The following is a 22655-nucleotide window of genomic DNA, read 5'->3' as shown; positions in this document are numbered from 1 at the left end:
GCCAGTCCAACGGCGAGAACAGGCACCTAGTTCATCCAGGCACCACTGTTCCACCAGGCAGAAGGGGCTCCACCGTCGAATCTCGTTCTAGAACCGAACCTGTTGTGCGACGTATGGTCCACATCTCACGACCGGTCCTCTGGATCAACACCATTGGTCCCGCCGTCCTGGGAATGTGGCTGTCCGGTCATCTGTGGCATTGGGATGCACTGCCGCTGCTCTTATGGCTGACGCTGCCATTCAATCTGCTCATCTACGGCGTCAATGACATCTTCGACCAAGAGACCGACGCGCTCAATCCGCGCAAGGGGTCTCTCGAAGGCGCCCGGATCGGCGCTGGTGAGGTCCGCAAGATCTGGATCGCAGTCCTTGTGACCAATCTTCCGTTCCTGGCGTACTTTGCTTGGGCACTGCCCGGTGACGCACTGCTGTGGATCGGGCTCTACCTGGTCGTGTTCATCTTCTATTCGGCGCCACCGCTGCGGTTCAAGGCCCGTCCCTATCTGGATTCCCTCAGCAACGCCGCCTACGCCCTGCCGATCGTCATTGTTCCACTTGCCCTAGGGTCCGGTCCGATCTGGGCTGCTGCTGTGGCGCTCATGGCATGGAGCGTGGCCAAGCACGCTTACGACGCAGTCCAAGACATCGAGGAAGACAGGGCGGCCGGAATCACCACCACGGCAGTGCGCCTCGGTGTTCGCGGGACGGTGCTCTGGAGCGGAATCTGGTGGACGGTAGCCACGATCGGTTTTGCGATGGTCAATATTCCGGTCGCGCTGGTCAACGCGCTGATCAGCGCGGGGTTGCTCTATGTGCTCTTCCGCTCACCGCTCAGCACCACCGCCCATGGCTTGTACCGCTATTCCATCGCCTTTCCCTATGTCGCTGGAGCTGTGGCCGGAATCCAACTGGTGGCGGCGCTGCTGCTTGGATGGTACCCATGAGCCGCGTCGTAGTGGTCGGTGGCGGAGTGGCGGGCCTGACTGCCGCAACGCTCTCAGCCTCGGCGGGACACGCTGTGACACTTCTGGAAGCCAACTCGACGCTGGGCGGCAAGAGCCGCCGCATCGAAGTTGCTGGTCAAGTGATGGACACAGGCCCCTCGCTGTTCACTTTCCCGGCAGTCTGGCAGGAACTGCTGCGCCGGCTGGACAACTCCAGTCAGGATTCACCCCTAGAGGCCGAAGAGATAGCGAGCCTGAATCTGGAGCGGCTCCCGGAAGTCGGCCGGTACTATTTCCGCGGGGAAGTCTGTTCACTGCCGGTACCACCGGGACACCCGTGGCACTCGGCATGGGAGCGTTTCGCTGCGCTGCACGGACCGATCGGGCCGGATGTGACCCGGCTTCTGACCACCGCCCCCATGGCACGCGATGCATACCCATCACTGGCTCGAATGGGGAAGCTCTACGGGAACCGGCTCAGCACCCGCAGCTACCTCGACAGTCTCACCTGGCTGCCCGACGGACTGCGCGAAGTGATCGCCATCCACACGCTCAATGCGGGGGTAGGACCATCCCGCACCCCGGCGTTGTATGCCAGCATGCCTGCGGTGATGGCCCAGGACGGTGTGTGGGTCCCGCGGGGAGGCGTCCACGAACTGGTGCGAGCCCTTGAGCGGCTCGCGCGAGCCGCGGGGGTCGATATTCGCACCGATGAGCCCGTCATTGGTCTGAAGCGCGGACGCGTCACGACTGCCCAGAAGGTGTATCGAGCAGACGCTGTGGTCAGCGGCCTGGACGCTGACCGCCTCGAGGGACTGCTGGGTGGTCGCACACCTCGACCTCCGCGGAAGCTCTCCTGCTCGGCGGTCGCCGTGTACGCCGCGCTCAAGCGTCCCTTTCCGGCGGATACGTCGCGGCACAGCGTGGTTCTGCCCGAGGATCCAGCCGCGCTCTACGCCAGTCTGGAGGCTCAACGCGAGCCGGAGCAGACCATGGCGTTTCTCAACTACTATCCGGCAGCTGACTCAGACACCAATACCGCCGATACCCTGGCAGTGCTGCTGACGGCGCCCTCGAATGGGCGGCGTTACAGCCTCGATGATCCCTTCGTCGACCGAGAACTTCGCCGCGTGTGGGACGCGGCTGGGTTGCCCGGCAGTTTCGACACGGCTGTCGAGGAAAGCACCATCCTGGATCCGAAATATTTCAGTCGGTCCGGCGCTTCAGGGGGTGCCCTCTACGGAGCTATCCGCCCATTGGTGATGAGTGGGCCCCTGCACCGTCCAGCTCGGCACAGCTTGAAGCGGCCTTGGCTGTGGCGGGTCGGCGCCTCGGTGCATCCGGGCGGCGGACTGCCGGCCGTGATGGGCGGGGCCATGATGACGATGGACGGACTGCTTCGCGCACTGGGGCCCGGGCCTGGTGGGCGTGCCTGACGCCGACGCTCAGATTGCCGAGAAGCAGATTCCCGCCTAGATGAGGAGCTGGTGGAAGCGTCGCTTGTCGGGCATCAGCTCGAAGGATGACACCACCACCTGTAGTCACTCCTCCAGGCGGTCGCTATGCGTCGCCGCTACCGGGGTTCTCCGAGTGGGTCTCATGGACGAAGACGGTCCGTGGCTGGTCCAGATCGATGCCCGCGTCCCGGAGCGCCTGTAGGACCGCCGGAACGGCACGGTCCATGAGAGCGGTTCGCGAGGCGCGGTCGGATCTTGACCACAGTCGGGCCTCTATTTCGAGAGCTCCTTCCTGAGCACCTTTAAGGACGACGTCCGGCGCAGGAGCCCCCTCTGTGCTGAGCCCCATCAACGCCTGTGTGACCGTCGAGCGAATCAAATCGGGATCAGCGTCCGGATCGACGAGGAGGCGGAAAGTGATTCGTACGGTCGGGTAATGCGTCTGCACGACCAACGCGCCGGTGTAGACGTGCGCGTTAGGAATGAGTACTCGCTCGCCGTCGGTGGTGCGCAGGAGAGTCTCGCGCACGGTGATGCCCTCCACCGTCCCTTCGTAGCCGGCCACTTGAATCTGGTCTCCCGATTTGAACGGATCCCGCAACAGCAGCAGGACCCCAGCGAGCAAGTTCTCCAGAACATCCTTGAAGGCGAATCCCACGGCCACGGAAACCACACCAAGACTCGCGAGTACGTCCACCACGCGCACGGATGGAAATGCCAGAGTAATGGGAACCAGCACGGCCAATAGAACCACGAGCAGACTGTATAGAGCGGTGAACACCCTGGTCCTTGAGGGTCGCTCCTGCTTCCGCAAGCGCCGTCGCAATACAGGACGGAAAATCATTCCTATCGCGACGATGACCGACGCGACGAGAAGGGCCGCGACCGCGCGAACCGCTAGGTCAGCACCCCGCGCGAAGATGTCATTGACGATGTGCGACCAAGCATCCATAGAGATTTCCCCCACTTTTCCACTGCAGATCACCACCATAGATCAGTCGGCGGCTGGAACTGCCCCCTACAGCTGTGGCAAGACGACGGTGAACGTCCGGCCCTGGCCTATCACCAAAAGGGAGAGTCGCCCGCTAGGCCGTCGGCTGGCGGACGGCCCCATCGCCGGTCGAAGTCAATTCGGAATGGGGATCAGACCAACTCCGATCGACCGGGTACCATGTGCTGATGCCTTCGCCTAGAGCTGCATTGAGCAGATCACGCCGCGGTCGCCGTCGCGTACCGCACCGAGACCGGGATCCGGGACGTGTTGGCCCGCCGAGCGACACGGCAGGGGTGGACCCCCGCCGTGATTCCGTATTCCGGGTACGCCAGCGGTGATCATGCCAGAGTTCTGGGGCGGGTGGTCCTCGCGCCGGCATCAGTGAACCCGGCAGCACGCCGCGGGATTTCAGGGTGGCGGCGGCTCCTCACCCTCGAGAGCCCCGGGACCGAGGTATCGATCAAACTCGGCGGCACCACTACCGCGGTCACCAGCGACGAAGCCGGGATCATCGACGCGCGGGTGACGTTAGATGCTGCTCTCGAGCCTGGCACCGCCACCGCCCTGCTCTCATCGGAAGGCCGCGACCAGGCCCCAGCGGAGGTTCACGTCGTGAGCCCGGAACCATCCACAGGGGTCGTCTGTGACATTGACGACACCGCATGGGTGACCGGTATGTCCCACCCAGCCCGAGCTGCCTGGCGGACCTTACGCGGTTCCAGCTCCACCCGGAGAATGGTGCCCGGCATGGCCCGCCTCATTCACACCGCCGTCGAAGATCAGAACGGCCCTGGAGTCGTTTATCTGAGCAACGGGCCCTGGAATTTCGTAGGTCCCGTCACGCGCTTCCTGGAAAGAAAGGGCTTCCCGGCTGGCGCTGTCTTGATGACCGATTGGGGTATCACCCCACACCGGCTGTTCCGGGACGGACAGGAACACAAATCCTCATCCCTCGCCCGTCTGCTGGAAGATCTGCCCAACGTCACATGGGTACTCGTGGGCGACGACGGTGAACACGACCCCGCTCTCTACCAAGACCTCGCCGAAACGCACCCCGACCGCGTCGCCGCCATCGCACTGCGCAAAGTCCAACCATCAGGGTCGACCGAGGAGAACGGAAGCTCAGAGACAGTCAATGGGGTGCCCGTTCTCCGGGGCAGCGATGGAGACGTCCTGCTGCCGCTCCTCCGACAAGCTCTCCGCGACCAGCCGACCACCGACTGATCGACGAACCTCGTGATCGGACGCGGTTTCGACGCGGGGAGCAAATCCCGCGTGCTCGCCGGCTGGCGGTCTATATGCGGCTCCTCGACGTGGGCCGGAGGCGTGTCGACGACGGCCAGTGCGGCCTAGATGATTCCCAGTTCGCCCGCGTCCGCTGACGAACGTGTCGATCCTCCACCGTCGTCGTGCGGGGACAAAGAGGCCGGGCCCCTGATACAAGCGGACCCGGCCTGGAGACAACGACGCTCTATTACTTCTGGTCGTCGTCTTTCTGTCCATCGAGGACGTCTTTTGCTTTGTCCTTGCCCTGATCGACCTTCTCTGGGTTGTCTTCTGCGTAATCCTTGGCCTTGTCGGCTACTCCACCAATGTCCGCCATGAGTGCATCCCTTCATTGGTTCGAACCGGGCCACCACTTCTGACGGCCCCGGCCTGACCCATCCATCCTGGCGCATATTGGGCAGAGAATCTACCCAGCTGCACCCAACGGAGGAGCTGCCCTAGCGGAACTGACGGGAACAGGACTGGTCGGGGCCCAAGCCCGGCGAACTCATGATGGCCTGTGATCTCGTTTTGGGGTGACGGGGCGCTTCAGCGATAGCCGAGGAATGCACTCCCCGGTGCCGGTGCCGGTCTGCTGTGGAAGACTGCCGGCATGGAATCCCCAACGCGCGACCACGACCTCGTCCTCTTCGGTGCGACCGGCTTTGTCGGGGAACTCATCGCTGGATACGTTGCGCACCACGCTCCACCGGATCTGCGAGTAGGACTCGCGGGGAGGTCGAGGGTAAAGCTTGAAGCCGTCCGATCCAGACTGCCCGTCGCCGCTCATGACTGGACCATCATTGAGGCCGATACGGGGAGCCCTGACTCGCTCGCGGACATGGCCACGGGCACCAGAGTTCTCTTCACCACGGTGGGTCCCTACGCGAAATATGGGCTGTCGGTTGTCGAGGCGTGTGCCCGCGCCGGCACCCACTACGGGGACCTGACGGGCGAGGTGTCCTTCGTCCGTGAGGCTATCGACCGTTGGGATGCCCTTGCGAGGACTACAGGTGCACGGATCGTCCATGCGTGCGGCTATGACTCCGTCCCGTCGGACCTCGCGGTGCTCCTCCTGCACCAGGCCGCGCAGGCTGATGGCGCGGGCGGCCTGACCGAGGTGCAGCTCATTGCCAGGGCGAAGGGCGGTGTCAGCGGCGGCACCATCGAGTCCATGCGTGGGCAGCTCGACGGTATCCGGACGGACCCCGCGCTGCGGTCGCTTGCGGGCGATCCCTACTCCCTCAGTCCAGACCGGACGGCGGAGCCCGCGACCCGGCAGCCTCCGGATCTGGGGTGGGTCGGCCGTTCGGACGACGGCCCGTGGGCCGCGCCCTTCATCATGGCATCGGTGAACACGCGGATCGTACGTCGCAGCAATGCCCTCCAGGGTTGGGCCTACGGCAGGTCCCTGCGGTACGGCGAAGTGATGGGTATGGGGCGAGGGCCTGTCGGCGCCGTCACCGCCGGGGCGACGGCGCTTGGCCTGCGGCTGTTCGGAGCCGCACTGGCTCTACCCCTGACGAGGAAACTACTGGACCGTGTCCTTCCGTCGCCCGGTACGGGCCCGAGCGAGGCTGCGCGGCGCTCAGGCTGGTTCCATTCCCAGGTGACTGCTTCCACAGAGGGCGGCCAGCGCTATCGGGCCATCGCAGCCGGGCCCGGCGATCCGGGATACGCCGCCACCGCCGTGATGGCCGGGGAGACAGCGCTCTCACTTGCCCTCGACGGCGACCGTCTGCCGCCCGCCACAGGATCGCTGACCCCGGCGACCGCCCTCGGCAACATTCTGGTTGAGCGGCTGCGCGAGGCAGGCCATACCTACGAAATCACGCCCCTCACCTGACGCCGAAAGTGGGGCATTGGTCGTGCTGTGGCCAGGGGCTCGTACTAGACGTTAAACCGGAACTCCACCGCGTTCCGGTAGTGGTCAACCTTGGCAACGATCTGCATGCGGCCAGCAGGCATATCCTTTAGCTCGGGTGCAGGTGGTCCAATCAGGAATCCATCCTGACACTACGCGAGCAGCTCAGCCTCCAAAACGTCGGCGCTCGGCGTCTCACCCCTCGCGACAATCCCCTGGGCAGTGGGGTGACCGAGCGACCAGCAAAGCGGAATATGACACATTAGGGGCCTCCACAGCCGCATCCAAATTAACGGTCTGCGATGCGAGATCACCAAATTGGTATGGAGCCTTGAGTCCATGTTCTGTGGCGAGAAGCGTCCAATCCCATATGCCAACTTGCCACTGGCGTGGAACGAGACGGAAGGGCCCGCTCTCCAGTTCTACATCTAATTCGCCGGGGGCCAGCCCCTGAGCCATGAAGTAGTGGGTCGACACCGCACCATCATGCCCTATCGCACTGGAGACGATCTCCTCGACGGACCGACTGGTCGGCCTCCCGAGAGCGTCTCCATTCGACTTAAGCGGGAGGAGTCCAGCCACCAGTCGCATCGTCCCAAGAAGTGACCGACCTACGCTTCAATTCGCCGGGTGGGACCTGGCGACTCTGAAAAAAACCTTCGATAGCTCCGTCTATTGACTCCACGGCGCGATGGGCTACTTCCTCATCACTAGTGGTGACTACAGCTGTAAGCCTGCGATCGCCATCAATTAGCGAAATATTCACACTGGTCGACTTCGTTGCGTCGCCACCGCTCGGCGTCCTGCGCCGCCCGTAGACCTTCTTTATTCCGTCCCAGAGCACACCCGCGCTTAGGGAAATGAAAAACGCATAGGTGATCTCGAGGTAGATCTGAGGGTCGGGGGCGAGACTGAATTGATATGCACGGCGAACGCTAATCTGGTCCCGATCAACTCCCCGCGACATGAGCTCATCTTCGGCATCAACGAGGGCCTCATCCGCAAACCAGGCGTGGTCAGCACCAAACTGGATAGGTGCCATGTCAGGATCTGCGCGACTCAGGTCCCGCGGGAGTGGAACCATAAGGGTTGCCGATACCCCCGGACGGGAATCGAGCCATGGGAGGTCATCTTCGTGAAGTTCTGCACTAAACCGCAGTTCGTCAACGCCGTCTTCTCGAGTCATCACGAACGCTTCAAAGCTGCGCATTTTGAGCGGCTTGGAGACGTCGTGATCCAAATGGAACGGAACACCCCCTGTGTTGAGCTCCCTGGCGAAGTTGCGTAGTGCGGCACGCGAAATCGAGAAGCCGCCATACGCTTCGATAGGCGAACTGGTCATAAGCGTCCCCCGCACTGGCTGCCATTCGGAACTAGTCATGGGCTAACCATCTCATCCAAGGGCGCAGGAAACGCGAACGCCGGAACTTTCACAAAAATGCCCAGGTCGATGACTCACGAACTCCTGCTTAATCCGTCGATGAATGCCCTACTCGGTGCACCCCGGTGGATCGGAATTCGCCCGTGGATCCCGCACCGCCGCGGTGGAGGTCATTTCCGAGCAGACCCGTGTTGTTCGAAACCCTCCGGCGATGGGTCCACCAGCACAAGCCTGACCACGGCGCCGGCGCGGCCGCACGCGGCCCACTTGATAGGACCCGGTCCTTGGCTTGACCAAGCGGAACAGCACGATCGAGTCCAGTGACTAATGCTCTTGCGGACCTTACGCAGACTGGAGGAGAGTACCGACTCTGCCCTCTGCCCTCTGCCCTCTGCCCTCTGTAAACGCAACTACTTGGAAGTAAACTTGACTTCCACGAGGTTATGGCGATGGAAAGCATCTAGGGCGTGACGCTCGCTCGGAAGGAATCTCATCATCGAAAACCGCTAAGCCGTCGCTCTAGACCGAGTCACTTTCGATTTCCCAAGGATGCATCAACCGTTCATAAGCGCTATAATGAATGGTGGTTCGTTGGACGCCGTTATTCAAGGCGGAGACGAGACATAATCGCACGTTAGTTGTTGTGTATGACAGCGCTTTGCTAGCGTCGGGTAGCACCGAAATTCGTGTCGATATAAGAGGCTGGGTAGGGAGTTAGCGCTCCTGTAAAGCAATGGCGGGTTTACCCGCTAGCGAGTTGAGCACGGCACTTCAGGCCGCCCAGATGACAAGCCGGGAAAGCACCCCTCTCCGGACAGTTCATCCTGTCTGGAGTCCGTAATGGCCGACACCATTCCCTTGATCGCCGCGCGCGAGACCCACGCCGCATCGCTTGACCTGGAAGCTCTCGCTCGGCAGATCGCTGACAGCTTCCCACCCATCACCTCCGCGCAGAAGGCCGCACTTGGCCAGCTGCTCCGCACCTCGAAGCGGGGTGCATGATGACGGAGAAGATCACCCTCCGTGAAGCGGTCCGTCGCGGACCACTCGGCTACTCGACGTCGCTGTCCCTGAACGACGTATGTGCCCACAGCGGCGCCAAACGCCCCCCCCCCCCGGGATCGCAGGGGACAGCATCGAGGATCGGGGGCACCTCCTCGAACTCGTCATCACGCGCACGGGTCGTGTCGACGACGGCTACAGGCAGTTGTCGAGCTTCCGCGACCTGTCTAGGAGGACCAGAGGGACCTCCGGGCGAGCTGGATCCAGGCACTTCGGTCCATGGAGTTCAGCCTCACGCGCCTTCCTGACATGGCGAGCATGAGCGCATCCCAGGTGCCGTTGTCCGATGCGTCACTGCAAGAGACGGGAACGTTCTCGACCTTCTCGAGGGAGCCCGTCGAGGAGTGCCTGCGTGCCCGTCACTTCATGAGTGAGATCTCGAACATCGGATGCCTGGGCACGATTGACGACCGGAAGACGTGGCATCCGCGCTTAACGCACGGGCGTGGCACCACGACACAGACCATGAACCCCTCCGGGATCGACTTTCGAGTCCTTCCCGTCAACGCCAATAACAACCATTGAGGAGACTACTGATGAACCCTTTTGAGAACCCCGGCGACGCCGCTATCCCCACCCAGCCCAACGAAGATGCTGAGACGAAACCTGACTCTGTGGAGGTTCCGGAGCAGAAGGCGAAGCGAAAGCGTAAGCCACCTAAGTCCGACTCGGAACAGTTGGCTGAGCTTGAAGCTAAGGCTGAGTCACTGCGGGGGAGGCTCGACGAGCAGCGCGTGAAGCTCCGCAATCACCTTGTGGATGATCTGTACGAGCTGCTTGACATCGGTCCCATCACCGGTGATCTCAACGAGTCACAACGAATCAACCAGCTCCGCAAGAGGCTCAAACTGTGAATCTCCGTCGTTGGAGAAGCATCACGACTGGGAGCACGGATGACACGTGCCCAGAGGCAACGGTTTCCCACAAATGGGCCAAGGGTCGCATTCACGACCCTGCCTCATCTTCCTTTTCGAGAAGCCCGACACCAGTCCGTCGCGAACTCCTGTCACCTGGCTCTGATCGCGCCCTAGAGGGATTCAGGGACCCGCTGTCGACCAGGGTCAGGGAGTAAGTCCTGGATGCGGTCACGGCACCGCTGATGCAGCATTGGAGCCGTGGCGATTTGTCATGTCAGCTGTCAAGATCCACAGAGAACCGGGCCTGAAATAGTCTACAACGGCAGGTTCCCCTACTACTAGTGATCGTCCGCATGTCCCCAGGTCAGGGCAATGTGAGCGCCCTACTGGGCGCACACCGGGCGCACCGTGCTCACGGCGCCCGCCAGCCCGACATTCTTTGGGGCAAGAGGACCGAGCTGAATCCAGGGCGTCTCACTCAAGGGGCTGGTAGGCAGACCGCAAACTTTCATGCCAGCGGCGCGGAAGGCGCACGAGGGGTCTCTGGCTGGGGACCAAGTAGGTGGACACCAGGCGTGCGGCAGCTGCTGTTCATCTGGTGGCGGGTCGCTGCTAGCCCCGCGTGTAGCCGGTGAGCCATGGCGTCAATACGGTACAGAATTGCGCAACCGGCCCGGCACGCTGAAGGGGCGGCATTGTTACCTTAGCGTTCCGCCGATCCCACATCGAAGTGACGCAGCGCGAAGTCCTTTGGTCGCAAGCTGGTGGCATCCGGACGTCGCGGCGCCATCGGGGAGTGCAACGCGCCAGCAGTCAAAGACAAGCTTGACTGAAGGAGACCAGTACGGTCTGATCTGTAAAGACATTAAAGGGAAAAACGTTGCCATTCCCAACCACACGCGCATCGTGCGCCGCTACAGGAGCGGCCTATGATGCAGCAGTGTAGGACAGTAGATCTGCACTGAGAGCTTTCGAGTAAGAGTCAGGCTCTATCGGGGGTTTCTAAGGAATAGCAGGAGCCGTCATTGCCCCAAGTCAGATCATCAGCGGGCTGCCCGTGGATCGCATCGGATACTTGCGAATATACGGAATAGTTCCGGAATAGCGCCCAGTACTTACCGCCGGGATCCCGCAATGCGCTGGTGGCGCTCCCAGCTTCCATCTTCATCACCTCGAGGGTGTCCACGTCATGCCCGGTCGCGACCTTTTCACCCTCCTTGACGTGAGCGAGACCGCCCCGGGAAGGGGGCAGCCACACGGTCCTGCTTGGAGGTGTCGATTTACTCTGTTCGCTCGTTAACCCCACCAACTCGAGGTTTGACACCGTCGGCTTCAAACCAGCGCTACACGCTAATCTGCGGTGGGCCACTTCAGCTGCCCACGGAACGAAGGAGCATTCGATGCACAGTCGAGCGGGAGATCCCTAGCAGCTCACCGATTTCGGCTCGAGTCTTCCCAGAGGCAGCAAGCGCCTGGACGGAGACGGCACGGTCATCGGCCTTTTGAGCACGTACGCGGAGGGATGCCGGTGCACCGAGGCTTCGCGCTTGTTGCTGACGCGGGGTGTTGTGTAGGCCGCCGCGCCTACCCGCACGGGAATATTTCTCAAATGCGCTCTCGGTCATTGCCGCCGTCCTTAGTTTCGAGTGCCACGTCACCGAGCCTACGTGGTGCGCCGGGCTCAGGGTGTCCAACTCGCTGGAGCTGCGCTTAACGAGATGGCAAAGACTGCCGAGAATCTGAGTCTCTCTGGCGATCGACGTGTGTTCCCGTTCTACTACTGATCAAGAGCGTTTTCGCTGGTCAGGGCCCAGCTGCCGCTCTACTGGGCGCACACCGGGCGCAAGCCTGCACATGGCATCCTGGACCCTTTCTCGGCGCGGCTCACTGTCGCTCCACCAGGGCTTCACCCGCAGCGCGCTCCACAACCAGCCCGTTAACCCACCGGTCCAGGAACTCTGCGTAATCTGCGATCTCAGCCTTCGAGGGCGTTACGGTCTCGGCCTGTGAATCCGCGAAGATCTCCTCATCGAGCCAGTCTGGAAGACTGCGTCCTGCGGCTCTTCCGGTAGCCACTGCACGGGAGTAGGCCGCCAGGGTCGCGATTCCCCAGGCGCCTCCTTCTGTAGCGTCCTTCCTTACCGCGACCGGCGTCCCGAGAGCAGCGGCCAGCGCATGTTGGGCCACGCCTCCAGTGCGCAGCAACCCGCCGTGGGCGGAGAATCGGTCCACTGAGACACCCTCCTCGGCCAACACCCTCATCCCGACGCTGAGTGCAGCGAACACGCTCAGCAGCTGGGCCCGGGCGAATCCCGCCAAGGTCAGCGGGGTCTCCGGGGTGCGCAGGATCATCGGCCTGCCCCGGTCCACGCCGAGGATCGGCTCCGCGGCCAGCAGGCCATATGCCAGCAGTCCGTTCTGGCTGGCGTCGGCTTCCAGGGCGCCACCGAGCATCGCTTGGAAGACCTCGTCGGGATCGGCCTCATGACCGAGGTTTGTGAGGAACTCTCCGAAGAGTCCCGCCCAGGCGCCCAACTCGCTGGCACCGTTGTTGCAGTGCACCATTGCGACTAGCTTCGCGTCTGGGGTCGTGACGATGTCGATCTCACTGCGAGTGCTGCGCAGCGAGTCCTCGAGCACGAGCATCGCAAAGGTGCTGGTGCCCACGCTGACGTTCCCGGTCCGGGCGCGCACTGCGTTTGTCGCGACCATTCCGGTGCCTGCGTCGCCTTCGGGCGGGCAAAACATGATCCCTGGCTCCAGGGCGCCGGTGGGATCCAGCAGCTGGGCACCCTCGGGGGTGAGGAAGCCGGCCTGCGCCCCGGCTGAGGCTACCGGGGGCAACAGCTTCGGTAGGGTGCGACCGGTCTCATCTCCGGCGGTCATCTGGCTGAACCGCTGGAGCAGCTCGGCGTCGTAGTCCCCGGTGACCGGATCGATCGGAAACATGCCCGAGGCGTCCCCGATCCCGAGAATGTGGGTGCCGGTGAGCAGGTGATGGACGTATCCGGCCAGGGTGGTCAGGGTATGGACCCTGGGCACGTGCGACTCCGCGTCGAGGATCGCCTGGTAATAATGCGCCACCGACCAGCGCAGCGGAATGTTCTGCCCGAACTCCTCGGTCAGCAGGCCGGCGGCCTGCGTCGTCGTGGTGTTGCGCCAGGTCCTGAACGGGGTCAACAGCTCTCCGGCCGAGTCCAGCGCCAGGTAGCCGTGCATCATCGCCGAGACCCCGATCGCTCCGACGGCACGCAGCCGGAGCCCGTGGACCTGCTCGACCTGGGCGGCGAGGTCAGCGTAGGCGGTTGCCAGGCCCTGGTGGACCGCATCGAGTGAATAGGTCCAGACACCCTTGAGTAGATCGCTCTCCCAGGAGCTGGACCCCGTGGCCAGGGTCTGACCCGATTCACCGACCAGGCAGGCCTTGATTCGGGTGGACCCAAACTCGATGCCTAGGGTGGTGTGTTCTTGCCTTATCGGCTCGTCGCTCATCCGCTCGTCCTTAATGGTGGGCTCTAGGCTTCGGGGATCCACACGCGCATTGTTGAGGGTCCTCGGTTCGCCCACTCGTGATACGGGACCAGGGGAACGTGGTGGCGCTCCGTCTCTGCTGTTCCAGAATCAAGCGAGCCTGTGGCTCCCATCTCTGTTGAGACGTAGGGCCATGCGAGGTCGTGATTCTCGTGGATCAAGGTGGCCACTTGAGTTCCGGTGCCGTCCTGGACCGGAGGCTCACTGGTATCGACCCGCACGTTAGAGATGTCGGCACCCGGGATCGATGACGGCAGGTCCACAGACTCCATCGCCATCACCAGCGGCCCTTGTTCCACGGCGACCTGCCCACGGACAGCATCGATGCGCGGGTCGGCCCTTGTCCATCGTGGATGGACGGGGATATCAAGGAGCAGCCTCGAGCCTGGACGGAGTGAACCGTTGACTCGCACGTACCCCGGCTCGACGGCGACTGGTTCGTCACCCGTGTGCACGAGAGTGGCTGAAGTCGCCCACGCCGGAACGCGAAGATCCAGCGTCCACTCCTGTTCTGGGGCTTCGAGGACCTGGATCTCGATCCGGGAATCCATCGGGTAGTTCGTGCTCACCTGCAGTGAGACCGTCGAGCCATCGGTCAGCTCGGTGGTGAGCGTCCCTGAAAAGTACTGATGGATCTGCAGGCCCTGGTCGTTCTTGGTGGCCATGTATGCCCCCAAGGAAGCAAGGGTCCGGGTGAGGTTCGTGGGGCAGCATGAGACCTGGTACCAGGGGGCACGCGATGAGGATGCTGCGCGTGGGCTCGCTTCCTCCGCCGCAGGGGCGTCGCCCTCCTCACGGTGGTGAAGAGTGTTGGTGTAGAAGAATGAACGCCCATCGGCACCCACGGCCGTGGCAATGATGTTGTACAGGGTCCGCTCGATGGCATCACCGTGTCGCACATCTCCCGTGCTCAGCAGCAATCGATGATTCAGCTGGACGGAGGCCACTCCGGCGCAGGACTCCGCGTAGGCCCTGTCGGCAGGCAGCTCATAGTCCTGGCCGAATGATTCGCCTTCGTGGTGGGCGCCCATGCCTCCGGTGATGTAGGTGCGGCGGGCCAAGGTATTGATCATCTGGGTCTGAACCGCGGCCAGAAGATTCCCGTCTTCGGTCTCCACGGCGACATCGACTGCACCTGAGCCGAGATACAGGGCGCGCACCGCGTGGCCTCGGAGCACAGACGCCTCACGCACGGGAATATCGTCTTGGAAATAGGCAGGTCCGAAGTCGATCTCTCCAAGGTGGCCCTGGCCACGCCGTGCTACGAAGAGCTGAGCCTGTCGCAGGTACGCCGCGTTACCGGTCACTCGGTAGAGCTCGACGAGCGCAGTCTCGATCTCAGGGTGGCCTCCGAGACGCGTGTCGGTCTCGGAGCCGAACTCTGCACATATGTGATCGGCGGCCGCGATGGCTACCTCCACCAAACGATCGACGCCGTGCGTCCGAGCTCGGGCCACGCCGGCTTGGATGAGGTGACCATAGCAATAGAGTTCGTGACCCCACTCGAAGTCGGAGTAGCGAGGCGCCTGACCCGGTCGGCCGAAGTTTGTGTTGATGTAACCGTCGGTATCCTGGGCTTTGGCGACTCGAGCAGTGAGTTCCTTGAACCGACGGTCCAGGTCCTGATCACCGGTCCGGGCGATCTCCCATGCCATGCCTTCGAGGAGCTTATAGATCTCGGAATCCGAAAACTCGCGGCCCTGGCGCTTCGCGGGCAGCTCCCCCGTTGCTGCGTGGTCGAAGTTCTTCGCCCAACCGCTGCGTTCCATCCATTCTTCGATGTGAGGCAGCGTGACGTCGTGGTTGAGTGACTGACGATGTCCCCAGAATCCGCCATGAAATTCGATGTCAGTGAGCGGCAGCGGCTGCCAGTGCGACCGTGAGGGAGCGACTGGAACCGGGGGCTGTGTGGAGTCCAGACCCTGGCTTGCACTGTCGGGTCTGGGATGTGGTGTCTGGGCCAAGGGATGTCTCCTTAGAAGTGACGAATGATGCGCAGGTTCAAGGACGAACGTGGTCTTACTTCACCGCTCCCACGGTGAGCCCATCGCGCAGCAGCCGGTAGGTCGCCGTGAAGACGATGAGAATCGGGATGGAGGTCAGTACTGCAAGTGCCATCAGGCCAGGCCAGTTGATTCCGAATGCAGAGACCTGCTGTGCGAGCAAGGCGGAGAGCGGGTAGTTGCCTGGGCTGAGGAAGAAACTGACGGCGTAGAGGAATTCTCCCCAGGCCAGCAGGAACGTGATCGAAGCGACGGTGAGCATCCCGTTCCTCGCGATCGGCAGGACGATCGACCAGAAGGTGCGGAGTTGCCCTGCTCCGTCCAGCGCTCCTGACTCTTCGAGAGAGATGGGCACTGATCGGAAGAAGGGGCGCAGAAGCAGAGTTGCAAACGGTGTGAGCAATGCGGTGTCAGCGATGATGATGCCGACCAGTTGGTCGAGAAGCCCCCAGTTGCCGAAGAGGTCAAAGAGCGGAATCACTTGTGCGGTCTGGGGCATCATCTGCAGGATAATCAGTGCGATGAGTCCCACGGTGACCGACCAATGTTTGACTCGCGCGAGCCCGTAGGCGGCTGGGACGGCGATCAGCAGCACTAGAGCGGTGGTGCCTGTGGCGATGAGTACTGACTGTTGCAGGGCCTCCCAGAGTGCGCCGTCGAGCGCATCCCGGTAGGCATCGACTGTGGGGTCGAAGAGGAATGCGCTGTCTGCCGCGAAGACCTCTGAGGAATCTTTGATGGATGTGAGGAAGATCCACAACAGTGGGATCCCGTACATCAGAGTCAGTCCTAGTTTGATGAGGGTGGTGACTGGCCCGGCCTTGGTTGTCATCCTTCACCCTCCTCTCGGCGGATGCTCCACGCGTAGGCGCCAGCGAGTGCGAAGACCCCGAGCACTGCGATGAACGAGGTCGCGGCACCGAGCCCATAGTCATATCGGTTGAATGCCTGGAGATACCCCAGGAACGGCAGGGTTCCGGTCGAGGTCCCTGGGCCACCGAAGGTCATCACGTAGATGAAGTCGAAGCTGCGGAACCCGTAGACCACCGTCAGCACGAAAAGCACAAGGCCGGTCGGACGCACGGCTGGCATCATCACGTACCGGATCTCCTGCCACTTGCTCGCGCCATCAATGGCCGCCGCCTCGAAAACCTCCGGGGAGATGTTCATCAGGGCTGCCCGGAAGACCAACGCGTTGAAGGGGATGACGGCGAACGCTGCAACAAATGCCACCGAGAACAGCGCCCACTGAGGGTCGTAGAGGAACGGGACCGTTGGCAGGCCCACGCCAGTGATGATCGAATTGATCAAGCCTCGTTCGGCGAGGAGAAACTTCCAGACGGAACCGTTGACCACAGGTGGCAGCGCCCAGACGAAGACCATGATCGCGAGAAGGATCCCTGACCAGCGCCCTCTGGTCCGCAGAGCGACGGCAGCTACGAAACCTAGGCCCATCCCGCCTACTGTCACGATCGTCACGACGATGAGAGTTCGGTAGAGCGAGATCGCACTATCGCCATCCACGAACCCTTGGATGTAGTTCTCCAGCCCGACGAAGAGCCAGTCGTCGGCGTTCAAGGTGGACGAGGTCACCTCGTGAACGCTCATCCACAGGAGCTGCACCAGAGGAAACAGCCCGAAGATGCCCATGAAGATGGCAGCGGGGATGAGAAACCCGAAGTGCCGAGGAAGCCCTCTCCTCCCCCGGGTTGGGGGTGGCGCCTGTCCCCCGCGTCTCCCGGCAGGAGACGCGGGGGGTCGACGAGCTGGAAGAGCGGTTGTCACTGTTCCAGCAGGCCTTCGAGATCAGCAATCGCGTCAGCGGCTGCATCTTCAGGACTGGTCTGGTCACCGATGACGGCGCTCCATGCCTGGCCCATGGTGACCTGGAGATCTGCTACGGACTCGGCGGGCACTGCCTCCACCGGGTAGCGGGTGCCGCTGGTTTCGATGGACTCGCTGAAGGGCTCCAAGAGTTCGTTCGTCGCGACCACATCGTCTTGCGCGGCGTCGGCGCGGGAGGGAAGCGAGCCCACGAGTTCTGGTGCCAGAAGCTGAGCTTCCTGGTCGTAGTAGGTGCTCTGCAGGTACTCCCACGCCAGGTCAGGGTTATCGCTGTTCGCGCCTATTCCCTGGCCCTCACCACCGAGGTAGACCCCGCCCTGTTCACCGACAGGGAAGGGGACGACTCCATATTCGAAGTCGGCCTCAGACTCCGCGGTTCCCTGCTGCCAGTTGCCGTTAAGCGCAAACGTGTAGTTCCCTGCCGCGAACTCCTGGAACGGAACAGTCTGATCCCAGTTCACCGCCTCCTGGGAGAGCCATCCGTCTTCGACCCATTGCCGGACACGTCCCAGACCTTCAGCCAGAGCGTCCTCTTCCGGTGATTCATAGCTGAACCCGGCTTCGGAGAGTATCGGGTACGCCTGCCATTCACCCTGTGAGTTGGGGAGACCCGAAAGTGTGATGCCTCCATTGCCGGCATCGACCGTCTGCTGGAGGGCGTCTTCTAGTTCGTCCATCGTGGTGGGGGGCTCGATGCCAAGTTCCGCGAGAATGTCCGCGTTATACCAAAGCCCGAGCAGGTTGACGTAGCCCTGAGCGGCATAGGTCTCGTCATCCACCACGTGGAGCACAGCATCCGAGAACTGATCTGCGTCCTCGAAGCTCTCCCAGTACTCATCCATCGGGGCGAGCGCGCCACCCAGAGCGAGCGTCGATGCATCGGCGCCGTTGAATACTGCGACATCCGGACCTTCTCCTGAACCGGTGGCGGAGAGCAGGTTGGAGTTCATCTGGTCGTACGGGACGAAGGTGTTCTCTACCGTGACACCTTCGTTCTCTGACTCGAATTTCTCCTTGTACTGGTCCATCAGCTCGACCTGATTGTCGTCGCTGAAGTAATGCCAGACGGTGACGGTCTGATCTTCAGCCTGCTGTTCTTCGCCTCCGCCACCGCCGGAGCAGGCGCTCAGCGCCAGGATGGCCACCATCGAGGTGCCTATGACGGCAAATTTGGAGATTCTTGGATTGTGCATGTCCCCTCCTTCTGTCGAGCCTCTCGACCGCTGAGAAGCGGTCATATCAGGCCTTCCGAAACTCATCGAAACCGATTTCAGTCACAGTAGCAGTGAGCTGCATCACAGACAAGACCCTTGGAATGCTTCAAACACAGGGAAGCGTCGGGGTAACATGCTGGGATGAGGAACCATGCCGAAAGCTAGGAGAGAAAACCTTCGAAAGAAGGTGACGCTGCGTGACGTGGCTGCTGTGGCTGAGGTGTCCCTCAGCACGGCTTCCAAAGCGATGAATGGACGAACTGCTGAAGTCAATGCGGCGACCAGCCAGCGCGTCCTGGAGGCTGCCGACCGTCTCGGGTTTACTCCAAATGCTCTCGCCCAGGCAATACTCTCTGGACACAGCGGGACTGTCGGACTGCTCACTGATGATCTCGAGGGTCGCTTCAGCCTCCCCATTCTCATGGGAGCCGAGGATGCCTTCGGTGCCGGCAAGATGTCAGTGCTGCTGTGCGATGCCCGAGGCGACGCGATTCGGGAACAACACCACCTGAAAGCCCTTGTGAGTAGAAATGTGGACGGATTGATCGTCGTCGGCTCCCGGCCGGATCACCGAGCCACGATCAGCGATCAGGTCACGGTGCCTGTCGTCTACGCCTACGCGCCCTCGGCGGACTCCGGTGATATCTCAGTCGTTGCCGACAACTATCGTGCAGGTGCTGTGGTGACAGAGCACCTTCGAACGTTGGGAAGGCAGAGGATCGCGCACATCACGGGGGACCCCACCTACACCGCCGCACAAGACCGCGCTCGGGGGATCTCTGATGCACTGGCCAAGGAAGGTCTTGAACTGGTGTGCCCCCCGCGATTTGGATCCTGGAGCGAGGCATGGGGCAGGGCGGCAACCAAGTCGTTGCTCGAGAGCGGCGTTGAAGTCGACGCCATCATCGGGGGCAGCGATCAGATATCCCGAGGGATCGCGGACACCGTGCAGGAGTCCGGCCTGCGCGTTCCCGGTGATGTGGCAATTGCCAGCTTCGACAATTGGAAAGCCATAGCCGAAGGTGGTCAAACGCCCCTGACCAGCATTGATCTGGGGTTCAAGGCAATCGGAACCCTGGCCGGCAGGTTACTCTCAGCGGCAATCAAGGGCGACACCCCCGAGGAACACCTCCACTTGGTACAACCTCATCTGGTCGTCAGAGAGTCCACTGTCGGGTCCCACTGACGGGAGATTCGGTCAGATCTACACACCCAATGACGTCTTGCGACCGAAGGGCGGACCACGAGAGGCCCGAACAGGAGTGACCCCACCGACATCTCACCGGGGACGTGACGACTGGATTGCGCGAACGAGTTTCGCAAACTGATAACTTTCGTCTGAGACCTCGGGGGGGGTGGGGGGATGTTCTGCGGTCGGGTAGGTCGACTTCCTGACTCTCGAGAAAGCGAACAGGACAGTCCCATGCTGGAGATATACTCCAGCGGCCACGGGAGCATCCACACGTGGCCGGATCCCGGAGAGTGTGAATCAGTCAGCCGGGCGCCAGCGATGGAACCACTGACCAGCAGCGGGTAGAGCCTCCTCAAGAGCCTCGATCTGCGGATGCCAGGCACGCTCCCATTCCAGAGAGACCCATCCAGTGAAGTCCTGCAGCGACCTGCCCTGCTCCTGTAGTGGCACGTGACCCTCGCCTGGTATAACCGGGATCCATTTCTCCTCTTGTGGCAGGGCGTCCTTGACCTGGAAGTAGGCGCAGTGCTGACCCAGGATGCGTCGAGTCTCGACAGCAGATTCCCCGTGGCGCCAGGGGTGCAGACCATCCCAGAGCACGGCCGCGTGCTGTGGGTCATCGAGCGCCTCGACGAGTCCAAGCGCCGATCGCCCAGTCGGGTGTGAGTCGTGAGTCTCCACCAGAAGCTGCACCCCGGCTTCCCGCGCCGACGGCAGGACCGCGGAGATCCTTCGAAGCGCCCGCTGCTGATGTTCGGAAGACGTCGAGTCTGCGTCTCCGCCAGGGAATACGCGCACGGCCTGGGCCGAGGTCTGCTCAGCGAGCATGATCAGAGTGCGCATCTCCTCGATCACGTCACGGTCCTTCGCCGGAGCGCAGACTCGGGCGTATCCGGCGAGCGCAGAAATCTGGAGTCCGGCGTCGGTGAACCTCTCTCCCACCTCACGCGTTCTGGACGCTCCGAGGTCCAGGCGGAGAAACTCGTCCTTATGGACTCTGACTTCCACACCCTCGCAGGCGTTGGCGTGGGCCAGTTCGATAACCTCTGCGGTCGTCGCACCAGGGCACCCGAGAGTGCTGAACGTGAACCTCCAGGTCACAGTGCACCTCCTCGGTGAGCAGTCACCCTGACCGGGTCGAGTCCCACTGTCACGATCGTCTCCTGACCCCTCCAGCGGAAGCTGACCTGTTTCCCGTCGACGCTGAGCTCCTCCACCCTGGCGCGCAGCTCCGTGGTCTCCGCACTGACGTCAGCTCCGGCCAACGAGGCCAGTGAGACGAAGACCTGGCGCTGATCCGAGACCAAGGGCGCTTCGAGCCGAGGGACTCGCGCTGAGGTCCCGAAGGCAGTTCCTTCTGGAGCTCTCACATCTCCCGTGTCCGTCCAACCCACCAGGGGCAGGAGGGTCGAGGTCACACCGGCGTCGTTCTCCACAGGTGTCGCCCAGCCCGAAGACTGCACCGAGGCCCCTTCTGGGGCACCTTCTATCACGTGGATACGGACTTCAGCGGTTCCATGGACCACCACGACGCTGGTGACTTTGAGGCCCGGACAGCTCGCTGCACGGCCAGGGAAGATCGGTCGATGCCAGGATGCGGCCCAGCCAAGCCCGTCCTCGGTTCCGGCGCCCAAAGCGCGGATTCTCGTCCGTTCGCCCCGGACGCCGCGCCAGTCGACTGTCAACGCGTTGTCGGGCTGGTTTCTCCCTGAGGTCGGACCGGAATGGCTTGAGTATGCGCATCGTGAATAGAGCGGGTCAGTCACAGAGCCCGCTTCTCCGTTGACCTCTCTGAGATGGTCGCTTCCGTGATTATGCAGCCGGACGATGCCGTCATCGCGAGTTGACTGCACTAGCAGGCCCGGCGCTTCGAGGGCGACGACGTGATCCGAGATCTCGACCGGCGCCGGCTCCTCAATCTGCGACCACAGCGGATGATCTGCCGGCGCGAGCAGCGCGACAAACGCCTTCGACGCCCAGTACGGCGACGCCGGGCCTGAATAGGACTGGAGCGTGGCAGCGTGCTCGCGGTGCCACCCCATGCCCAGGAGCCCCCGACCGTCGAATGCGCCGCGGTCCAAGAAATATCTCAGGTTCCCGCTCAGGATGCGGCGAGATGCACCAGGCGGCAGGGGTGTGGCCCCGGTCGCAGCGCCAAGTCCCACGGCCGCGCTGGTCGCGAACCGATACGTCATCGACCGCCCGAAATACACCGGCGCTCCGTCAGAGGCGAAGAGATGGGAGAACCCGGAGAGGTGCTCACGAAGCCTCGCCGACCACCGGCTTGGAGCGACGTGCCGATCGTGATGCCGCTCGCGTGCTGCCATGAACTCGTCCAGAACCGGGTAGAGGTGCAGCGCCCAGCCGTTGTAATGATCGAAGGACCCGCCGTCGCCGTCGGCGTACCATCCCTGTCCTACGTACCAGTCGTCCAACAGACGTCGCGCACGTTCCTGAACCCGAGATGTCAGTCCATCCCCGCATCCGACGGATTCCAGGAACCCGGCCACGGTGAAGGGGAAGAGATACCAGTTGTTCGGTGCCGGCACCGAGACGAGCGCTCCGCGGAGCCAGACGATCACGCCATCCTGTTCCTCGAGAGACAGGCGGTCCCAGAGCCACGGACGGGTCAGGCGCAGCCCGAGCGCGATGGAGGCGGATTCGACCATCGGCTGTCCGAACACGTCATAGTCACGGATCCAGGGCCAGGACTCAGCGTCCTCGACTCCAGGGGTTCGGGTCCCCGCGACAAGTCCCCGGGCGTACCTTCCCATCCAGTCATGCGGGTCCTCCCCGTGTGCCCCGGCGACCCGGAAGGCGGCTGCCAGGAACGTGCGGGCAAACCCTTCGAGGCCATCTGAGCGGACGCCGCTGGCTGAGGCCCGACCGGGCAGGTCGATGCGGGCCCCTCGGGGGGACGACCACTCCCAGGCGCTCGCCACCATCGCATCGGCAACCGATTCCCAGTGCGCCCGGGTGAAGCCGGTCTCGGGGCTGAGACCGAAATCCAGCGGGGGAAGCCGATGCTGACCAATCATCGGTGGG

Annotated in this window: 19 protein-coding genes; 8 read left to right on the top strand and 11 right to left on the bottom strand. The window is 62.6% G+C overall.

Annotated features, from left to right (window positions below; genetic code table 11):
• Nucleotides 1–113: 113 nt before the first annotated feature.
• The gene (locus ACHAA4_RS12410) at nucleotides 114–944 is read left to right on the top strand and encodes a UbiA family prenyltransferase (protein WP_435774492.1); all 831 of its coding nucleotides are present in this window, start codon (nucleotides 114–116) and stop codon (nucleotides 942–944) included.
• On the top strand, nucleotides 941–2380 hold the full coding sequence (locus ACHAA4_RS12405) for a phytoene desaturase family protein (RefSeq protein ID WP_435774491.1): 1440 nt from the start codon (nucleotides 941–943) through the stop codon (nucleotides 2378–2380). Before ACHAA4_RS12410 ends, ACHAA4_RS12405 begins: the two co-directional genes overlap by 4 nt.
• A 124-nt stretch (nucleotides 2381–2504) precedes the next feature.
• Here ACHAA4_RS12405 and ACHAA4_RS12400 read toward each other — a convergent pair whose 3' ends face one another.
• The gene (locus ACHAA4_RS12400) at nucleotides 2505–3155 is read right to left on the bottom strand and encodes a mechanosensitive ion channel family protein (protein ID WP_435774490.1); all 651 of its coding nucleotides are present in this window, start codon (nucleotides 3153–3155) and stop codon (nucleotides 2505–2507) included.
• Nucleotides 3156–3701: 546 nt separating this feature from the next.
• Between ACHAA4_RS12400 and ACHAA4_RS12395 the strand changes: the two genes are divergently transcribed.
• Complete coding sequence (locus ACHAA4_RS12395; RefSeq protein WP_435774489.1) at nucleotides 3702–4619, top strand: App1 family protein phosphatidate phosphatase; 918 nt, start codon at nucleotides 3702–3704, stop codon at nucleotides 4617–4619.
• A 250-nt stretch (nucleotides 4620–4869) separates the two neighbouring features.
• Here ACHAA4_RS12395 and ACHAA4_RS12390 read toward each other — a convergent pair whose 3' ends face one another.
• Complete coding sequence (locus tag ACHAA4_RS12390) at nucleotides 4870–4998, bottom strand: hypothetical protein (protein ID WP_435774488.1); 129 nt, start codon at nucleotides 4996–4998, stop codon at nucleotides 4870–4872.
• A gap of 276 nt (nucleotides 4999–5274) precedes the next feature.
• Here ACHAA4_RS12390 and ACHAA4_RS12385 point away from each other — a divergent pair, with 276 nt between their 5' ends.
• The gene (locus tag ACHAA4_RS12385; RefSeq protein ID WP_435774487.1) at nucleotides 5275–6507 is read left to right on the top strand and encodes a saccharopine dehydrogenase family protein; all 1233 of its coding nucleotides are present in this window, start codon (nucleotides 5275–5277) and stop codon (nucleotides 6505–6507) included.
• 577 nt (nucleotides 6508–7084) lie between these two features.
• On the opposite strand, the gene ACHAA4_RS12380 is transcribed toward ACHAA4_RS12385, so the two are convergent.
• Nucleotides 7085–7906: a hypothetical protein gene (locus ACHAA4_RS12380; protein WP_435774486.1), complete on the bottom strand. Its 822-nt coding sequence runs from the start codon at nucleotides 7904–7906 to the stop codon at nucleotides 7085–7087.
• 840 nt (nucleotides 7907–8746) lie between these two features.
• Here ACHAA4_RS12380 and ACHAA4_RS12375 point away from each other — a divergent pair.
• From ACHAA4_RS12375 to ACHAA4_RS12365, 3 genes are all read left to right on the top strand, one after another.
• Nucleotides 8747–8908: a hypothetical protein gene (locus tag ACHAA4_RS12375; protein ID WP_435774485.1), complete on the top strand. Its 162-nt coding sequence runs from the start codon at nucleotides 8747–8749 to the stop codon at nucleotides 8906–8908.
• 279 nt (nucleotides 8909–9187) lie between these two features.
• Nucleotides 9188–9493, top strand: a complete 306-nt coding sequence (locus ACHAA4_RS12370; protein WP_435774484.1) for a hypothetical protein — start codon at nucleotides 9188–9190, stop codon at nucleotides 9491–9493.
• 11 nt (nucleotides 9494–9504) lie between these two features.
• Nucleotides 9505–9822, top strand: a complete 318-nt coding sequence (locus ACHAA4_RS12365; protein ID WP_435774483.1) for a hypothetical protein — start codon at nucleotides 9505–9507, stop codon at nucleotides 9820–9822.
• Between the two features lie 1373 nt (nucleotides 9823–11195).
• Here the strand turns inward: ACHAA4_RS12365 and ACHAA4_RS12360 are convergent.
• From ACHAA4_RS12360 to ACHAA4_RS12335, 6 genes are all read right to left on the bottom strand, one after another.
• Nucleotides 11196–11450, bottom strand: coding sequence for a helix-turn-helix domain-containing protein (locus ACHAA4_RS12360; RefSeq protein WP_435774482.1), 255 nt, complete (start codon nucleotides 11448–11450; stop codon nucleotides 11196–11198).
• A 259-nt stretch (nucleotides 11451–11709) separates the two neighbouring features.
• Complete coding sequence (locus ACHAA4_RS12355) at nucleotides 11710–13317, bottom strand: FGGY-family carbohydrate kinase (protein ID WP_435774481.1); 1608 nt, start codon at nucleotides 13315–13317, stop codon at nucleotides 11710–11712.
• Nucleotides 13318–13340: 23 nt separating this feature from the next.
• On the bottom strand, nucleotides 13341–15320 hold the full coding sequence (locus ACHAA4_RS12350; RefSeq protein ID WP_435774480.1) for a glycoside hydrolase family 127 protein: 1980 nt from the start codon (nucleotides 15318–15320) through the stop codon (nucleotides 13341–13343).
• Between the two features lie 55 nt (nucleotides 15321–15375).
• On the bottom strand, nucleotides 15376–16191 hold the full coding sequence (locus tag ACHAA4_RS12345) for a carbohydrate ABC transporter permease (protein WP_435774479.1): 816 nt from the start codon (nucleotides 16189–16191) through the stop codon (nucleotides 15376–15378).
• Nucleotides 16188–16952 carry a carbohydrate ABC transporter permease gene (locus ACHAA4_RS12340; protein ID WP_435774478.1) on the bottom strand — a complete coding sequence of 255 codons (765 nt, stop codon included), beginning with the start codon at nucleotides 16950–16952 and terminating at the stop codon, nucleotides 16188–16190. Before ACHAA4_RS12340 ends, ACHAA4_RS12345 begins: the two co-directional genes overlap by 4 nt.
• Before the next feature lie 188 nt (nucleotides 16953–17140).
• On the bottom strand, nucleotides 17141–18397 hold the full coding sequence (locus ACHAA4_RS12335; protein WP_435774477.1) for an ABC transporter substrate-binding protein: 1257 nt from the start codon (nucleotides 18395–18397) through the stop codon (nucleotides 17141–17143).
• Between the two features lie 172 nt (nucleotides 18398–18569).
• On the opposite strand from ACHAA4_RS12335, the gene ACHAA4_RS12330 reads away from it, so the two are divergent.
• Nucleotides 18570–19604: a LacI family DNA-binding transcriptional regulator gene (locus ACHAA4_RS12330; protein WP_435774476.1), complete on the top strand. Its 1035-nt coding sequence runs from the start codon at nucleotides 18570–18572 to the stop codon at nucleotides 19602–19604.
• A 303-nt stretch (nucleotides 19605–19907) separates the two neighbouring features.
• On the opposite strand, the gene ACHAA4_RS12325 is transcribed toward ACHAA4_RS12330, so the two are convergent.
• Together ACHAA4_RS12325 and ACHAA4_RS12320 are read right to left on the bottom strand one after the other, a co-directional pair.
• Complete coding sequence (locus ACHAA4_RS12325; protein ID WP_435774475.1) at nucleotides 19908–20711, bottom strand: sugar phosphate isomerase/epimerase family protein; 804 nt, start codon at nucleotides 20709–20711, stop codon at nucleotides 19908–19910.
• Nucleotides 20708–22648 (bottom strand): DUF2264 domain-containing protein, encoded by a 1941-nt coding sequence (locus ACHAA4_RS12320; protein WP_435774474.1) that lies wholly within the window; start codon nucleotides 22646–22648, stop codon nucleotides 20708–20710. Before ACHAA4_RS12320 ends, ACHAA4_RS12325 begins: the two co-directional genes overlap by 4 nt.
• Between the last annotated feature and the right edge of the window lie 7 nt (nucleotides 22649–22655).

It is taken from the genome of Nesterenkonia maliinae, from assembly GCF_051262655.1.
In the GTDB taxonomy this organism is placed as follows: Bacteria; Actinomycetota; Actinomycetes; order Actinomycetales; family Micrococcaceae; genus Nesterenkonia.
Note: the sequence above shows the minus strand (reverse complement) of the source record. Positions and strands in the feature narration are given on the sequence as shown.

Excerpts from the sequence above, each read along its gene's own strand:
- ACHAA4_RS12410 (WP_435774492.1), top strand. The coding sequence starts at position 114 with ATGGTCCACATCTCACGACCGGTCCTCTGGATCAACACCATTGGTCCC.
- ACHAA4_RS12405 (WP_435774491.1), top strand. The coding sequence starts at position 941 with ATGAGCCGCGTCGTAGTGGTCGGTGGCGGAGTGGCGGGCCTGACTGCC.
- ACHAA4_RS12390 (WP_435774488.1), bottom strand. The coding sequence starts at position 4,998 with ATGGCGGACATTGGTGGAGTAGCCGACAAGGCCAAGGATTACGCAGAA.
- ACHAA4_RS12385 (WP_435774487.1), top strand. The coding sequence starts at position 5,275 with ATGGAATCCCCAACGCGCGACCACGACCTCGTCCTCTTCGGTGCGACC.
- ACHAA4_RS12380 (WP_435774486.1), bottom strand. The coding sequence starts at position 7,906 with ATGACTAGTTCCGAATGGCAGCCAGTGCGGGGGACGCTTATGACCAGT.
- ACHAA4_RS12375 (WP_435774485.1), top strand. The coding sequence starts at position 8,747 with ATGGCCGACACCATTCCCTTGATCGCCGCGCGCGAGACCCACGCCGCA.
- ACHAA4_RS12370 (WP_435774484.1), top strand. The coding sequence starts at position 9,188 with ATGGAGTTCAGCCTCACGCGCCTTCCTGACATGGCGAGCATGAGCGCA.
- ACHAA4_RS12365 (WP_435774483.1), top strand. The coding sequence starts at position 9,505 with ATGAACCCTTTTGAGAACCCCGGCGACGCCGCTATCCCCACCCAGCCC.
- ACHAA4_RS12360 (WP_435774482.1), bottom strand. The coding sequence starts at position 11,450 with ATGACCGAGAGCGCATTTGAGAAATATTCCCGTGCGGGTAGGCGCGGC.
- ACHAA4_RS12355 (WP_435774481.1), bottom strand. The coding sequence starts at position 13,317 with ATGAGCGACGAGCCGATAAGGCAAGAACACACCACCCTAGGCATCGAG.
- ACHAA4_RS12345 (WP_435774479.1), bottom strand. The coding sequence starts at position 16,191 with ATGACAACCAAGGCCGGGCCAGTCACCACCCTCATCAAACTAGGACTG.
- ACHAA4_RS12335 (WP_435774477.1), bottom strand. The coding sequence starts at position 18,397 with ATGCACAATCCAAGAATCTCCAAATTTGCCGTCATAGGCACCTCGATG.
- ACHAA4_RS12330 (WP_435774476.1), top strand. The coding sequence starts at position 18,570 with ATGCCGAAAGCTAGGAGAGAAAACCTTCGAAAGAAGGTGACGCTGCGT.
- ACHAA4_RS12320 (WP_435774474.1), bottom strand. The coding sequence starts at position 22,648 with ATGATTGGTCAGCATCGGCTTCCCCCGCTGGATTTCGGTCTCAGCCCC.